The following is a 15,167-nucleotide window of genomic DNA, read 5'->3' as shown; positions in this document are numbered from 1 at the left end:
TTCGCCATCCGTAACGTCTGCGGCGCAATTTCAGGAGATGCGACGTGGCGAAGACGACGACCAGGAAAAAAGCTGCTTCGAAGAAACCGGCAAAGACCGCCAGCAAGAAAAGCACAAGCCGCAAGGGCGTCGTTGCGAAGAAGGCAAAGAAAGCCACGCGGCTCAAGCCAGCCTCATCGCGCCGTCCCAAGGGGCCGGCCTGGCAATGGTCGGCGGTCGAGACTGCGGCTGCCATCCGCTCCGGTGCAATCTCCGCCGTCGAGACCGTCGAAGCGCATCTCGAACGGATGCACGCCATCAATCCGAGGCTGAACGCCGTCGTCGTCGATCTCTCGGAAGAGGCGTTGAAGGCTGCGCATGCAGCCGACAGGCAGCGCGCGAAGGGCGGCGAGCTCGGCCTCCTGCATGGCGTGCCCATAACCATCAAGGAGAATGTCGACTACGAAGGCCGGCCAAATTTCAACGGCGTTCCCGCCAACGAGGACCTCATCGCGCCGTCGGATTCCCCCGTGGTGCGCAACTTGAAAAAGGCCGGTGCGATCGTCATCGGACTCACCAATACGCCGGAATTCTCCTTCCGCGGCTTCACCGACAATCCTCTGCACGGGCTGACACTGAACCCCTGGGATCCGAACATCACCTGCGGTGGCTCTTCCGGCGGCGCAGGCTCGGCGGTCGCCGTCGGCATCGGCACCATCGCCCATGGCAACGATATCGGCGGCTCGTTGCGTTGGCCCGCGCACTGCAATGGCATTGCCACCATCAAGCCGACGCAGGGACGCATCCCCGCTTTTAACGGAAGCGCCACCGCCGAGCGGCCGATGCTGGCCCATCTGATGTCGGCGCAGGGGCCGCTCGCCCGTCACGTCGCCGACGTTCGCCTCGCACTGGAGGTGATGAGCCAACGCGATCCGCGCGATCCCTGGTGGGTGCCGGCGCCGCTGGCCGGACCGAAGCCGAAGGGGCCGATCAAGGTCGCGCTGGCAAAGATCCCCGATGACATGGACGTCGATCCGCAGGTCACCGCGGCGCTGCGCCAAGCCGCGGATCATCTCGAGCGTTCCGGCTATCGCGTCAGCGAGGTCGAGGTGCCCGACATCAACGGCGTCTGGCAGACCTGGTGCGACATCATCACCAACGAGACCGTGGTGATGCAGGAAGCCAGCATGCTGAAGGTCACCTCCGAGGATTTTCACAAGGCCTGGGGCGGCATGAAGACGAAGGCAAATGTGCTCGATCTCAAAGCCTGGATGCAGGCGACGGCCGCGCGCAACGGCCACATCCGCGCCTGGCAATTGTTCTTCGAGGAGTATCCGGTCGTGCTGGCGCCGACCACGGTGAAGCCGACGCCGGGCCCGCGCGAGGACACGGTCAGTCCCGAGCGCGTGCGCGAGATCTTCTGGGGCGAGATCCGCTTCATTTCCGCGATCAACGTGCTGGGCCTGCCCGGCGCGGTGGTGCCGGTGGCCCTCCATGATGGCAAGCCGATCGGCGTGCAGCTCATTGCCGGGCGATATCGCGAGGATCTTGCGCTCGATGCCGCGGCCGCGATCGAGAAACGCGCCGGCGTGCTCGCCCACAGGCTGTGGGAGCAGATGGCTTAGGTGTAGCCTGGCTATCGCCGCGTTGACTTGCCTTCTCCCCAAAGGGGGAGAAGGCAAAAGTAACGCCGCTGTCGCAGCAAACCTCGTCAATTCGTTAATCCGGTTTAACCCGAATTCTGGCCACCTCGCCAACAAGCGTTAGGGTTACTTCCTCGATCTCTAGGCGAATTATTGTCCGCTTTACCACCCGCCTCTAACAGGAGGACGGCGGACAACGCACATGCCGTGAGGCCAATAAGTGCGGCCCGCCCCACGCGGAGGTGGCACGATGCGCAACGAGACGATCGCTATTCACGCCGGCTACGAACCGGAAGCCTCCACGCACGCCGTCGCCGTGCCGATCTACCAGACCGCGGCCTACGCCTTCGACAGCGCCGATCATGGCGCGGCGCTCTTCAATCTCGAGGCCGAGGGCTTTCGTTACAGCCGCATCGCCAATCCGACCAGCGCGGTGTTGGAGAAGCGCATTGCGCAGCTCGAAGGCGGCGTCGGCGCGCTCGCGGTTGCGACCGGCCAGGCGGCGCTGCATTTCGCCTTTGTCAATGTCGCCGATCACGGCGGCAACATCGTTTCCGTGCCGCAGCTCTACGGCACCACGCACACGCTGCTCTCGCACATCCTGCCGCGGCAGGGCATCACCGGCCGCTTCGCCGAGAGCGACAAGCTGGATGCGATCGAGAAGCTGATCGACGAGAATACCCGCGCCGTGTTCGCCGAGACCATCGGCAATCCCGCCGGCAATGTCTGCGACATCGAGGCGCTGGCGAAAATCGCGCACGCCCATGGCGTGCCGCTGATCGTCGACAACACGGTCGCGACCCCCATTCTGCTCAAGCCGTTCGACTACGGCGCCGACATCGCCGTGCACTCGCTGACCAAGTTCCTGGGCGGCCACGGCACCACGCTCGGCGGCGCCATCGTCGATTCCGGAAACTTCCCGTGGGCGAAATACGCCGACCGCTTTCCGGCTTACAACAAGCCGGACGCGTCCTATCATGGCCTCGTCTATGCCGAGCGCTTCGGCAGGACCGCCTATATCGAGCGCGCGCGCAGCGTCTATCAGCGCACCATGGGCTCGGTGCTCTCGCCGTTCAACGCCTTCCTGCTGCTCCAGGGCATCGAGACCGTGGCGCTGCGCATGGAGCGTCACGTCGAGAACGCCCGCAAGGTCGCCGAATTCCTGCGTAATGATCCGCGCGTGGCCTGGGTCAATTACACGGGCTTCCCGGACAGCCCCTATTATCCGCTGGTGCAGAAATATCTGAACGGGAATGCCTCCTCGCTGTTCACCTTCGGCATCAAGGGCGGCATGGAAGCCGGCAAGACCTTCTACGATGCGCTGAAGCTGATCACGCGCCTCGTCAATATCGGCGATGCCAAGTCGCTCGCCTGCCATCCGGCCTCGACCACGCACCGGCAGATGTCGGCAGAGCAGCAGCGCACCGCCGGCGTGCTGCCGGAAACGATCCGCCTGTCGATCGGCATCGAGCATTCCGCCGATATCATCGAGGACATCGACCAGGCGCTGGAAAAGGCCTGTCCGTCGTCGCGTCTCCAGGCCGCGGAGTAGGCGGGCGGCGTCGATGACGATCTTGATCGACAGGGATCAACTCATGTCGAGCCCGGCACTGGTGCCGGCCGGGGGTGATCTCGCGCTTGATCGGAGCGGCGCCGAGCTGACCATCGGGCTGATCAACAACATGCCGGACCCGGCGCTGAAGGCGACCGAGCGACAGTTCATGAAGCTGCTCCAGGCCGCCGCGGGCCCGCGCCGCATCCGCTTCCACTGCTTTTCGCTGCCTTCCGTGAAGCGCTCGCCGGAAGCCAAATGGCATGTCGAGAGCGAATATTCCGATCTTACGGATCTCAAGCGCCAGAGATTCGACGGGCTGATCGTGACCGGCGCCGAGCCGGTCGCGCCCGAGCTCGACCAGGAGCCGTACTGGCGCGACCTGACCGACCTCGTCGACTGGGCCAAGGTCAACACGCGCTCGACGATCTGGTCGTGCCTCGCCGCGCATGCGGCGGTGCTGCATCTCGACCGTATCGAACGCCGGCGGCTGCCGGCCAAATGTCACGGCATCTTCGACTGCGAAACTGTGACGCATGATCCCCTGACGCGCGGTGCGCCTACGCCGCTCAAGGTCTCGCATTCGCGCCTGAACGAAATCGCCGAGGGCGACCTCGTTCAGGCCGGATACCAGGTGCTGACACGTTCGGAGGAGGCTGGCGTCGATGTCTTCGTCCGCCAATATGCCAGCCGCTTCGTGTTCTTCCAGGGCCACCCGGAATATGATGCCCTATCGCTCCAGCGCGAATATCTGCGCGACATCGGCCGCTATCTCGCGCGTGAGCGCGAGAACTATCCGAACCTGCCCGTGAGTTATTTTGACGCAGCGACGGAAGAGAAGCTTGCTCGCTTCGAGAAGCAGGCGCGGCACCAGCGCCATCCGGCGCTCACCAACGAATTGCCTGCGCTGAATTTGCGCGCCGATATCGCCGCCGGCCGCGCGGCGGCGGCATTGTTCCGGAACTGGCTGCAATATCTCGGCGCGGATGCCGACGCGCCGGTCTCGGCGCGCTAGCCAAAATATATTGGTTTCGCGTTAGCATTACTTGAGCGTTAGGCTTGCCTCAACCAGCGCACGAATGTTTCAGTAGAGAAATACGAAATCGCAGGGAACGCAGCGTGTGGTCGGAACTCCAGGGACGCGTGAGCAATCGGCTGGCCCGGCATTTCCGCGCCGCGCCGCACCGGTTGCCTGCGCGCGCGCCGATGGTGAGCTTCACCTTCGACGATGCCCCCGATAGCGCCGCAGGCGAAGGTGCCGAGCTCCTGGAGCAGCATGACGGCCGCGGCACGTTCTACCTCTCCGGCAGCCTGATCGATCAGCCGTCGGACCATTGGCATGGGCTGTCGAATGACGCGATCGTGCGGCTTCACCGGACCGGTCACGAGATTGCCTGCCACACGTTCTCACATCAGTGCGCGGTCGATCTCGACGCGGCCGCCATGGCCCGCGAGATCGAGCGAAACCGCAACTATTTCCGCAGCATCGATTCCTCGATCGTGCTGCAGAACTTCGCCTATCCGTATGGCCTCGCCTCGGTCTGGCGCAAGCCGCAGCTTACAAGGGCCTATCGCTCGGCGCGCGGCATCCTTCCCGGCGTTAACAGCGACGTCATCGACCTCCAGTTCCTGCGCGCGTCGCCTTTGATCGATTGCGAGATCGATCTGGCTGGCATCGATCGCTATTTCGATGAGGCGATCGAAAGCGGCGGCTGGCTGATCTTCTACGGCCACGACGTCGCCAACGCGCCGAGCCCCTTTGGCTGCACGCCGCAATTGATGCGCCATGCGCTGAAGGCGGCCCGGAAACGCAACATGCCGATCGTAACGGTCGCGGAAGCTTTGCGACGGATCGGGGTGTAGCTGCCCTCTTCCTTCTCCCCTTGCGGGAGAAGGTGGCGCGAAGCGTCGGATGAGGGGTTGTCTCAGCATAGTAGGCTCTATCGAGTTCGCGGATAGAACCCCTCACCCGCCGAGCCTCGCTCGGCACCCTCTCCCGCAAGGGGAGAGGGAAGACTGCCTTTGCCCCGCAAACGGCCTTGCCACGCCCGCGCGGTCATGCGACTGGCCTTGTAACGAATCTCACGGCCTTGTTCCCGACACGCCCATGTCCTCCCCTTCCACCGCTCCACTGCCAGCGCCGGCCAACGGCCGCGATGCGTTGTCGGTGCTGCATTCGGTGTTCGGACTGCCGGGGTTCCGCGGCGCGCAGGGCGAGATCATCCGGCACGTGACGGATGGCGGCAATTGTCTGGTGCTGATGCCGACGGGCGGCGGCAAGTCGCTCTGCTATCAGCTCCCCTCACTGCTGCGCGAGGGCTGCGGCATCGTGGTCTCGCCGCTGATCGCGCTGATGCGCGACCAGGTCGCCGGCCTGATCGAAGCCGGTGTCAACGCGGCCGCGCTGAACTCGTCGCTGAATCCGCAGGAGGCCTCGGAGGTGGAGCGCCGCCTGATCGCAGGCGATCTCGACCTGCTCTATGTTGCGCCGGAACGGCTGGTGACGCCGCGCTGCCTGTCGATGCTGGCGCAGGCGAAGGTGGCGCTGTTCGCGATCGACGAAGCCCATTGCGTCTCGCAATGGGGCCACGATTTCCGGCCCGAATATGTTGGTCTGTCCATCATCGCCGAGCGCTTTCCCGACGTCCCGCGCATCGCGCTGACCGCGACCGCCGACGATCTGACGCGCAAGGAGATCGTCGAGCGGCTTGAGTTGACGGGCGCCCCGCAATTCGTCTCCAGCTTCGACCGGCCCAACATCCGCTACGAGATCGTCGACAAGCGCAATGCGGTGTCGCAGCTGAAGGAATTCATCCGCGAGCGCCACATGGGCGATGCCGGCGTGGTCTATTGCCTGTCCCGCAACCGCGTCGAGGAGGTCGCCGCCGCGCTTCAAGACGCCGGCATTGCTGCGCTGCCCTATCATGCCGGCCTCGATAGCAGCGTGCGTTCGCGGAACCAGGACCGCTTCCTCAACGAGGACGGCATCGTCATCGTCGCGACCATCGCGTTCGGCATGGGCATCGACAAGCCCGACGTGCGCTTCGTCGCCCATCTCGATCTGCCGAAGAGCATCGAGGCCTATTATCAGGAGACGGGACGCGCCGGCCGCGACGGCAAGCCGTCGGCCGCCTGGATGGCCTATGGCCTCTCGGACATCGTGCAGCAGCGCCGCATGATCGACGAATCCAACGCGTCCGACGATTTCAAGCGGGTCTCGATCGGCAAGCTCGACGCGCTGGTCGGCCTCGCCGAAACGCCGCATTGCCGGCGCGGTCGGCTGCTCGCCTATTTCGGCGAGATCGTGATGGGCGAGAGTTGCGGCAATTGCGACAACTGCCTGACGCCGCCAAAGATGCGCGACGGCAAGGTGCTGGCGCAGAAGCTGCTGTCCTGCGTCTACCGCACCGGCCAGCGCTTCGGCGCGATGCACCTGATCGACGTGCTGGTCGGACGCCTGACCGAGAAGGTGACGCAGTTCGGCCACGACAAACTTTCGGTGTTCGGCATCGGCCGCGAGCTCAACGAAAAGCAGTGGCGCACGGTGCTGCGGCAATTGGTGGCAATGGGGCATTTGCAGAGCGACAGCGAAGCATTCGGCGCGCTGAAGCTGACGGATTCTTCGCGCGGCGTGCTGCGCGGCGAAACGGAGGTGTGGCTGCGCGAGGAAGCGCCCGGCACCCGCATCCGTTCGAGCCGGGCCAAATCGCGCCGCGGCGACCTCGCGCCCGCGGCGAGCGCGCCGCAAGGCGATGTCGATCCCGAATTGCGCGCACGGTTGCGCTCCTGGCGTTCCGACGTCGCCCGCGAGCGCGGCGTGCCCGCCTATGTCGTGCTGCACGATGCCACCATCGACGGCATCGTCCGGGCCTGGCCGACGACGCTGGACGAACTCCGCAACGTGCCCGGCATCGGCGACAAGAAGCTCGAGCATTACGGCGACGAGCTGCTGCAGATCATCAGGACGAGGTAGGGCGCGCGCCCTATCCCCGATCGTCATCCCGGACAAGCGCGTCTAAAGCGCGCGCAGATCCGGGATCCATACCGCGTGATTTGTCGATTGCCTTCGGTAGCAGTACCGAACTTCGAGTGTTCGCCAAACGAGGCGCGGTGGTTATGGGTCCCGGCCTTCGCCGGGACGACAGCTGTGTATGAGGCGGGAGCTGAGTGCCTCACCCATTCCGGAACGCGTACGCATACCCGTTCAGCGCAGGCGCGCCGCCGAGATGGGCGTAGAGGATCTTCGCGCCCTTCTCGAAATAGCCTTTCTTCGCAAGATCGATCAGGCCCTGCATCGACTTGCCCTCGTAGACGGGGTCGGTGATCATGCCTTCGAGGCGCGCGGTGAGGCGGATCGCTTCCTTGGTCTCTTCCGACGGCACGCCATAGGCGGGATAGGCGTAGTCCTCGATCAGCACGACGTCATCAGTGACGAGTTCCTTGCCGAGCTCGACGAGCTTTGCCGTGTTCTGCGCGATCTCGAGCACCTGGGCCTTCGTCTGGCTAGGGGTGAACGATGCATCGATGCCGATCACCTTGCGGGCGCGGCCGTCGGCGGCGAAGCCGACCAGCATGCCGGCATGGGTCGAGCCGGTGACGGTGCAGACGACGATGTAGTCGAACTTGAAGCCGAGCTCTTTCTCCTGCCTGCGGACTTCCTCGGCGAAGCCGACATAGCCGAGGCCGCCGAATTTGTGCACGGAGGCGCCGGCGGGAATCGCGTAAGGCTTGCCGCCCGCCGCCTTCACTTCCTCGATCGCCTGCTCCCAGCTCTTGCGGATGCCGATGTCGAAGCCGTCATCGACCAGGCGCACGTCGGCGCCCATGATGCGCGAGAGCATGATGTTGCCGACGCGGTCATAGACCGCGTCCTCGTGCGGCACCCAGGCTTCCTGCACCAGACGGCACTTCATGCTGAGCTTGGCGGCGACCGCCGCGATCATGCGGGTGTGGTTGGACTGCACGCCGCCGATCGACACCAGCGTGTCGGCGTTGGACGCGATCGCGTCCGGAATGATGTATTCGAGCTTGCGCAGCTTGTTGCCGCCATAGGCAAGGCCGGAATTGCAGTCCTCGCGCTTGGCATAGACCTCGACCTGGCCGCCGAGATGTTTTGACAGCCGCTCCAGCTTCTCGATCGGTGTCGGGCCGAAGGTGAGCGGGTAGCGCGCGAATTTTTCCAGCATCATGGGTCATCCCGATTGGCGTTGAGCTGGCCGCAGCAACTAGCACTTGCGGCAGGAAATGTGCTCTCAAATGCGACGGCAATGTTGCGACATAGCTTGCGTAGTTGACGCTTAGAGCATCTAATCATTCCAGAATTCCGATTTGAAATGAAAGTTTCTTCCATGTCCGCCCGGCTCGACCGTATCGACCTTAAGATCTTGCGATTGCTGCAGAATAACGGCCGGCTCAGCAACGCCGAGCTGGCCGAAACCGTCGCGATCAGCCCCGCCACCTGCCATCGCCGCACCCAGCGCCTGTTCGAGGACGGCTTCATTGCGACTGTGCGCGCCATGGTGGCGCCGAAGAAGGTGGCGAAGGGCACACTGGTAATGGTCGGCGTTGTGCTCGACCGCTCGACCCCGGAGAGTTTTGCCACTTTCGAGCAGGCGATCGCTAAATTGAAGTTCGTGCTCGACTGCCACCTCGTCGCCGGCGATTTCGACTATTTCCTCAAGATCCGCGTCGGTGACATGGAGGATTTCAACCGCATCCACGGCGAGCAGCTCATCGCGCTGCCCGGCGTGCGCCAGACCCGCACCTTCTTCGTGATGAAGGAAGTCGTCGACAACGCGCCGCTCGAATTCTGAGCGGGCCCGTCACGGCAACTTCACTTGCCTTGCTCGTGCCTGCAGGCGAGCCTCGCATCTACTCAACGAGGAGATCCCCGCCGTGCGCCTTCCCATTCTCGATCCCAAGGATCTGACCGACGAACAGAAGCCGCTCTATGACGACATGCGAGCCGGCATCAAGGACCACTTCAAGGGTTTTGTGAACATGCGCGAGGACGGCGCGCTGCTCGGCCCCTGGAATCCCTGGATCCGCGAGCCGCGCTTCGGCAAGCCGGTGTGGGAGCTGGTCAAGGCGATCGCGTCGAACCCGCTGCTGCCGGCGCCGGTGCGCGAGGTCGCCATCCTCGTCACCGGCTCGCATTTCCGCTCCGGCTACGAGCTCTATGCCCATGTGCTGGTCGCCGAGCGGCGCGGACTGTCCGACGAGAAGCTCGCGACCATCGTCGCCGGACAGCGGCCGGTCGATCTCACCAGGCAGGAGGCCGTCGCCTATGACGTGGCGTCAGCGCTGGTCGGCGGCGGCGTTCTGCCGGAATTGACTTGGCGCGCCGCCGTGAAGGAGTTTGGCGAGCACGGCGCGGCCGAACTCTCCTACCTCGTCGGCGTTTACTGCATGGTCTCGGTCACGCTCAACACGTTCGACGTGCCGGTGCCGGACTAGCTTGCCACATTTGCGCTTCTGGACCGGGCGGAAGTGGAGCGCTACCTTGTCGCACGCATTCGCCGCTCACGATCGCAAGCGCAAAAGAAACAGGACAGGGCAACAGGAAATGACAGCCATGAAAACGTCACGCCGCATCTTGCTCACTGGACTGGCGGGGCTCGTCGTCGCCCCGACCGCAGCGGTAGCCACCGCGCCGCAGCTTGCCACGGACGACGCCACCGTTGCCGAAGAGCGCTTTGCGCGCATGATTGCAGCAGCTCATGCGCCTGACCTTGCTTGTGCGCGCCAGGCCGAGCGCTATGCGGACGCGCATTGGCCTGAATACGTGACCGCGGCGCGCGCGGTGATCGGCGCCAGGGTGTGACGCTGCTTTCTTCGTCCACAACGGGATGAGGGGAAAGACCTCACCTCGCGACCGCGCGCCTGACCTGCTCGCCGATCTGCGATAGCACGAGCTGCGCCTGCGGCAGGATCGCGCCCATGGCGTGGAAATTGTGGACCATGCCGTCGTGGCAGACATGCTCGACGACGACGCCCGCGGCGAGCAGCTTGCGGGCATAGGCATTGCCTTCGTCGCGCATCGGATCGAACTCGGCGGTGTGGATGATCGCCGTCGGCAGGCCTGTGAGCCGCGTCGCGCGCAGGGGCGAGACGCGGGGATCGGCGGCATCCAGGCCGCCCGGCAGATAGTCGGCGAGATCGGCTTCGATGGTGGCGCGATCGATCAAATGACCCTCGGCGAATTCCTCGCGCGAAGGCGAGGTCTCTTCGAAATCCAGCACCGGGCAGATCAGGCATTGCGCGACGATGGAGGGGCCTGCGTTCTGAACCGCCTCCTGGCACACGATCGCAGCCAGCGTGGCGCCGGCAGAGTCGCCGCCGACCACCAGCCGTTCGGCATCGATGCCGAGTGTTGGTGCTTCGCGCGCGACCCATTCGGTAGCGGCGATCGCATCGTCGACGGCGGCGGGAAATTTGTGCTCGGGCGCGAGCCGGTAGTCGACCGAGACAAGGCGGCAGCCGGTCGCATGCGCCAGCGCCGCCGCGATGCGGTCATGCGTGGCAATGCTGCCGGCGACGAGGCCGCCGCCGTGAAAGAACACGAAGCCCGGCGCGCGTTCACCGGCGCTTGCGGGCGCATAGAGGCGATAGGGCAGCTCGCCGCCAGGGCCGGGCAGCGTGCCGTCGGACGTCGTCACATCCGGTGCTTCTGCGCGCGCGAACTGCATCAGCTTGGCCAGCGACTGCCGCCGTGCCTCCACGCTCGGCCGGCTTCGTGCCTGCGGCGCGGCGGCAGCCATCATGGTCAACAAGCGCTTTGCGAGTGGATCGAGCGGCATGCGATTTTCCTTCTCCCCTTGTGGGAGAAGGTGGCGCGAAGCGCCGGATGAGGGGTCCGTATCCGCATAGAACCTCTATCGAGTTCGCGGACAGAGACCCCTCACCCGGCTTCGCGTGCCGCGAAGCCACCCTCTCCCACAAGGGGACAGGGTAACTTACCCAATCTCCGCAGCAAATCGTTTAGAAATTGGGACAATAGTGCCCGGATATTTCCAAGGGGAGGCCGGTCATGGCCGAGATCAAGAAGCCGATCGAATATTCGCCGAGCTGGACCTTCTTCGAGGGCAAATGGCACGACGGCAACGTGCCGATCATGGGGCCGCGCACCCATGCGGCCTGGCTCGGCTCGATCGTGTTCGACGGCGCGCGCGCGTTCGAGGGTGTGGCGCCCGATCTCGACCGCCACGTCGCCCGCGCCAATCAATCGGCGGTCAATTTTGGCCTCAAGCCGGTGGTCGATACCGACACCTGGCTCACGCTCGCGCGCGAGGGCATTGCGCGCTTTGCGGCCAATGCCGAACTCTACATCCGTCCGATGTATTGGGCGCAGAACGGCTCGGGCGGCGGCGTGCTGTTCGACCCCGAGACCACCAATTGGTGCCTGTGCATCTACGAGGCGCCGATGCCAAAACCCGTCGGCAACGCCATCACGCTGTCGCCGTTCCGCAGGCCCACCGCCGAATGCGCCCCGGTCGAGGCCAAGGCCGCCTGCCTCTATCCGAACAATTCGCGCGCGTTGGCGGAAGCCGCCTCGCGCGGCTTTCAGAACGCGTTGATGCTCGACATGCTCGGCAACGTCGCCGAGTTCGGCAATTCCAACGTGTTCATGGCCAAGGACGGCGTGGTCTACACGCCGGTGCCCAACGGCACGTTCCTCAACGGCATCACGCGCCAGCGCGTCATCAGCCTGCTTCGCGGCGACGGCATCACCGTGGTCGAGAAGACGCTGCGCTATGCCGATTTCCTCGCCGCCGACGAGATCTTTTCATCCGGCAATTTCGCCAAGGTCGCGCCCGTGATCCGAATCGACGAGCGCGAGTTGAAGCCGGGTCCGTTCTACGCCCGGGCGCGAAAACTCTATTGGGATTTTGCGCATGCGGTGAAGCTGGCGGCTTGAGCTGCGAGCTCCGTCATTGCGAGCGCTTTCGCGCCACTCACTCCGCTGTCATCGCCCGGCTTGACCGGGCGATCCAGTATTCCAGAGACGGAAGTGATTGATCGAGAGGCCGCGGCGTACTGGATGCCCCGGTCAAGCCGGGGCATGACAGCGACCTTTAGTTGCGCTTTTGAAACCGGCTGAACTGAAACGCCTGCGTCGAATCCCACGGCGTGTGATGCGTCTCGCGGCGCGCTTCGATTAGCTCGAACTCCGCCCCCAACTCCGCCAAAAGGCTCGCGCTGTCATGGCGCTGCACCGGCAAACCGCTGCATTTCTCCGGGCCGTTGGGCGCGAACGTCGCGATGATGACGTGACCGCCGGGCGCAAGTGCTGACCGCAGGCGCTCGACATAGGCGGCTCTGTCGCGGGGATCGGTCAGGAAGTGAAACGCCGCGCGATCGTGCCATAGACCGTATGTCTTTGCCGGGCGCCAAGTCGTGGCGTCGGCAACGATCCAGTCGACCGTTGACGCGGCTGCGCCGAGTCGCTTCTTCGCTACGTCAAGCGCGTTGGCAGAGAGATCCAGCACGGCGATATCGCGATGTCCGTCCTGCAACAGAGCATCGACGAGCCGCGATGCGCCGCCGCCAATGTCGATGATGGCGGCCTCGGGGTCTAGGTTGGCTGCTCTGATCATCGCGAGCGAGGTCGTCGGGCTGCTCTGAAACCAGCTCACCTCGGCCTCGCCCTTGGTGGCGTAGACGTTGTCCCAATGCGCGCTTCGGTCGGACATGGCGGCATGCCTCTCCAGCGTCGTCCTGGCGAAAGTCAGGACCCATTATCACCACTCGATGTTGTGGTCGCAATTTGCGGCCTCAGCCCGCATCAACAACCACCGCCTCGGAGTATGGGTCCTGGCCTTCGCCAGGACGACATTGGGAAGCAGTCGGTCAAGGCGTCCGATCGTCCGCCCGTGGCACGGCGGGTTGGCGCCAATGAGAGGACCTACTCGTCCTTCTTCGACATCCGCTCGAGGCGTTCCTGCATTTCCTTCATCTGCTGGCGCAGATCGTCGATGTTGCTGTCCTTCGGCGCCTCGGCATTTGCATCGGGCTCCGGCTCCGCGCCGGCCGCCGGGCGAGGCGCGGCGAAGGGCTTGAACATCGAGAAGGTCTGCTGGAATAGCTCCATGTTGCGGCGGACCTGCTCCTCGAGCGGAGCAAAGGGTGTGCCGGACAGCGTGTTGGCGATCTGCTTACGGAACTTCTCCTGCTCCTGGGTCAGGGTCGCGATCGACTGTTCCAGATATTTCGGCACCACCATCTGCATGCTGTCGCCGTAGAAGCGGATGAGCTGGCGCAGGAAGGTGGTCGGCAGCAGGTTCTGGCCGGCCTTGTTCTCCTGCTCGAAGATGATCTGGGCGAGCACGGAGCGGGTGATGTCGTCGCCGGTCTTGGCGTCGTAGACCAGGAAATCTTCGCCGTCCTTGACCATGGCGGCGAGGTCCTCGAGCGTCACATAAGTGCTCGTTCCGGTATTATAGAGCCGGCGGTTCGCGTATTTCTTGATGGTGGTGGGTTGGTCTGATTTCGCCATGGGCTCTCACTTGCAAGCGCGGAGAACAGGAACCCGACGGGCAATGCCGCAGGGCGGGAAGAGTACGCAACGCAACAAAATAAGCATTTTCAAAGGGGTCACGCTACCGTTTTGTGCGCCACGGTTAATCGGGCAGCAAAAACGTGCTTGCGAAAGCGCCAAGAACACTATTTTGAATGCGCTGCGGCATGAATTCGGTCTCCGGCCGATTGACATGCCGCAACGACGTTAACAGGATGCCGTCCGAGACTGGCGAGCCGTTTTCCCAGCCCCGCCTGCCCCCAATCAACCTCAGGAGATGCCCATGTCAGACGATGTCGTCATCGTCAGCGCCGCCCGCACCCCGGTCGGAAGCTTCAACGGAGCGTTCGCGACCCTTCCCGCCCATGATCTCGGCGCCATCGCCATCAAGGCGGCGCTGGAGCGCGGTGGCATCGAGCCCGGCCGCGTCTCGGAAGTCATCATGGGTCAGATTCTGACCGCCGCTCAGGGCCAGAACCCAGCCCGCCAAGCCTCGATCGGTGCCGGCATTCCGGTGGAGAGCCCGGCCTGGGGCGTCAACCAGCTCTGCGGCTCCGGCCTGCGCACCGTCGCGCTCGGCTACCAGGCGCTGCTCAACGGCGATTCCGAGATCGTGGTCGCCGGCGGACAGGAGTCCATGAGCATGGCCCCGCATGCCCAGCACCTGCGCGGCGGCGTCAAGATGGGCGGCCTCGAATTGGTCGACACCATGATCAAGGACGGCCTGTGGGATGCCTTCAACGGCTATCACATGGGCAACACCGCCGAGAACGTCGCGCGCCAGTGGCAGATCACCCGCGCCCAGCAGGACGAGTTCGCGGTCGCCTCGCAGCAGAAGGCCGAGGCCGCGCAGAAGGCCGGCAGGTTCAACGACGAGATCGTTCCCGTCACCATCAAGACCCGCAAGGGCGACGTCGTCGTCAGCGCCGACGAATATCCGCGCCATGGCGCGACGCTCGACGGGATGGCCAAGCTCAAGCCGGCCTTCGAGAAGGACGGCACGGTCACCGCGGGTTCGGCTTCCGGCATCAATGACGGCGCTGCCGCCGTAGTGCTCATGACCGCGAAGCAGGCCGCCAAGGAAGGCAAGAAGCCGCTTGCGCGCATCGTGTCCTGGGCGCAGGCCGGCGTCGATCCGAAGATCATGGGCTCGGGCCCGATCCCGGCTTCGCGCGCCGCGCTGAAGAAGGCCGGCTGGAGTGTCGGCGATCTCGACCTGATCGAGGCCAACGAAGCTTTCGCGGCGCAGGCCTGCGCCGTCAACAAGGACCTCGGCTGGGACACCTCCAAGGTCAACGTCAATGGCGGCGCGATTGCGATCGGCCATCCGATCGGTGCATCCGGCGCGCGCGTGCTGGTGACGCTGCTGCATGAAATGCAGAAGCGCGATTCGAAGAAGGGTCTCGCCACGCTGTGCATCGGCGGCGGCATGGGCATCGCGATGTGTCTGGCACGTGACTGAGGAAGCCTGACACGT

Annotated in this window: 14 protein-coding genes; 10 read left to right on the top strand and 4 right to left on the bottom strand. The window is 64.5% G+C overall.

Annotated elements, in window-relative coordinates:
- Positions 1 to 44 precede the first annotated feature (44 nt).
- The 5 genes from ACR9YP_RS03615 (at position 45) to recQ (ending at position 7,147) form a co-directional block, all read left to right on the top strand.
- Positions 45 to 1,604, top strand: a complete 1,560-nt coding sequence (locus ACR9YP_RS03615; protein WP_370990118.1) for an amidase family protein — start codon at positions 45 to 47, stop codon at positions 1,602 to 1,604.
- 268 nt (positions 1,605 to 1,872) lie between these two features.
- On the top strand, positions 1,873 to 3,174 hold the full coding sequence (locus ACR9YP_RS03610) for an O-acetylhomoserine aminocarboxypropyltransferase/cysteine synthase family protein (RefSeq protein ID WP_438103991.1): 1,302 nt from the start codon (positions 1,873 to 1,875) through the stop codon (positions 3,172 to 3,174).
- 13 nt (positions 3,175 to 3,187) lie between these two features.
- Positions 3,188 to 4,189, top strand: coding sequence for a homoserine O-succinyltransferase MetA (gene metA, locus ACR9YP_RS03605; protein WP_474219027.1), 1,002 nt, complete (start codon positions 3,188 to 3,190; stop codon positions 4,187 to 4,189).
- A gap of 104 nt (positions 4,190 to 4,293) precedes the next feature.
- Positions 4,294 to 5,037, top strand: a complete 744-nt coding sequence (locus ACR9YP_RS03600) for a polysaccharide deacetylase family protein (protein WP_474219026.1) — start codon at positions 4,294 to 4,296, stop codon at positions 5,035 to 5,037.
- A gap of 244 nt (positions 5,038 to 5,281) precedes the next feature.
- A complete protein-coding gene (gene recQ, locus ACR9YP_RS03595; protein WP_474219024.1) occupies positions 5,282 to 7,147 on the top strand; it encodes a DNA helicase RecQ in 1,866 nt (621 codons plus the stop codon).
- A gap of 199 nt (positions 7,148 to 7,346) precedes the next feature.
- Here recQ and ACR9YP_RS03590 read toward each other — a convergent pair whose 3' ends face one another.
- Entirely contained in the window at positions 7,347 to 8,360 is a 1,014-nt protein-coding gene (locus tag ACR9YP_RS03590) for a 1-aminocyclopropane-1-carboxylate deaminase (RefSeq protein ID WP_438110489.1), read from the bottom strand.
- Between the two features lie 162 nt (positions 8,361 to 8,522).
- Here ACR9YP_RS03590 and ACR9YP_RS03585 point away from each other — a divergent pair, with 162 nt between their 5' ends.
- The 3 genes from ACR9YP_RS03585 to ACR9YP_RS03575 all read left to right on the top strand — a co-directional run bounded on the left by ACR9YP_RS03585 (position 8,523) and on the right by ACR9YP_RS03575 (position 9,997).
- The gene (locus ACR9YP_RS03585) at positions 8,523 to 8,987 is read left to right on the top strand and encodes an Lrp/AsnC family transcriptional regulator (protein WP_091893785.1); all 465 of its coding nucleotides are present in this window, start codon (positions 8,523 to 8,525) and stop codon (positions 8,985 to 8,987) included.
- 82 nt (positions 8,988 to 9,069) lie between these two features.
- A complete protein-coding gene (locus ACR9YP_RS03580; protein ID WP_438103996.1) occupies positions 9,070 to 9,630 on the top strand; it encodes a carboxymuconolactone decarboxylase family protein in 561 nt (186 codons plus the stop codon).
- Between the two features lie 118 nt (positions 9,631 to 9,748).
- Positions 9,749 to 9,997, top strand: a complete 249-nt coding sequence (locus ACR9YP_RS03575; RefSeq protein ID WP_438110491.1) for a hypothetical protein — start codon at positions 9,749 to 9,751, stop codon at positions 9,995 to 9,997.
- Positions 9,998 to 10,037: 40 nt separating this feature from the next.
- On the opposite strand, the gene ACR9YP_RS03570 is transcribed toward ACR9YP_RS03575, so the two are convergent.
- A complete protein-coding gene (locus ACR9YP_RS03570; protein ID WP_474219023.1) occupies positions 10,038 to 10,973 on the bottom strand; it encodes an alpha/beta hydrolase in 936 nt (311 codons plus the stop codon).
- A gap of 230 nt (positions 10,974 to 11,203) precedes the next feature.
- Between ACR9YP_RS03570 and ACR9YP_RS03565 the strand changes: the two genes are divergently transcribed.
- A complete protein-coding gene (locus ACR9YP_RS03565) occupies positions 11,204 to 12,091 on the top strand; it encodes a branched-chain amino acid aminotransferase (protein WP_438104000.1) in 888 nt (295 codons plus the stop codon).
- A gap of 157 nt (positions 12,092 to 12,248) precedes the next feature.
- Here the strand turns inward: ACR9YP_RS03565 and ACR9YP_RS03560 are convergent, their stop codons facing one another.
- Complete coding sequence (locus ACR9YP_RS03560) at positions 12,249 to 12,866, bottom strand: class I SAM-dependent methyltransferase (RefSeq protein WP_438104001.1); 618 nt, start codon at positions 12,864 to 12,866, stop codon at positions 12,249 to 12,251.
- 212 nt (positions 12,867 to 13,078) lie between these two features.
- Positions 13,079 to 13,669: a polyhydroxyalkanoate synthesis repressor PhaR gene (gene phaR / locus ACR9YP_RS03555; protein ID WP_091893773.1), complete on the bottom strand. Its 591-nt coding sequence runs from the start codon at positions 13,667 to 13,669 to the stop codon at positions 13,079 to 13,081.
- Between the two features lie 304 nt (positions 13,670 to 13,973).
- Here phaR and ACR9YP_RS03550 point away from each other — a divergent pair, with 304 nt between their 5' ends.
- Entirely contained in the window at positions 13,974 to 15,152 is a 1,179-nt protein-coding gene (locus ACR9YP_RS03550; protein ID WP_091893771.1) for an acetyl-CoA C-acetyltransferase, read from the top strand.
- Positions 15,153 to 15,167: the final 15 nt, after the last annotated feature.

The organism is Bradyrhizobium sp. BR14999 (assembly GCF_056106085.1).
The sequence above is the reverse complement of the archived record's forward strand: the minus strand, read 5'-3'. Positions and strand labels throughout refer to the sequence as shown.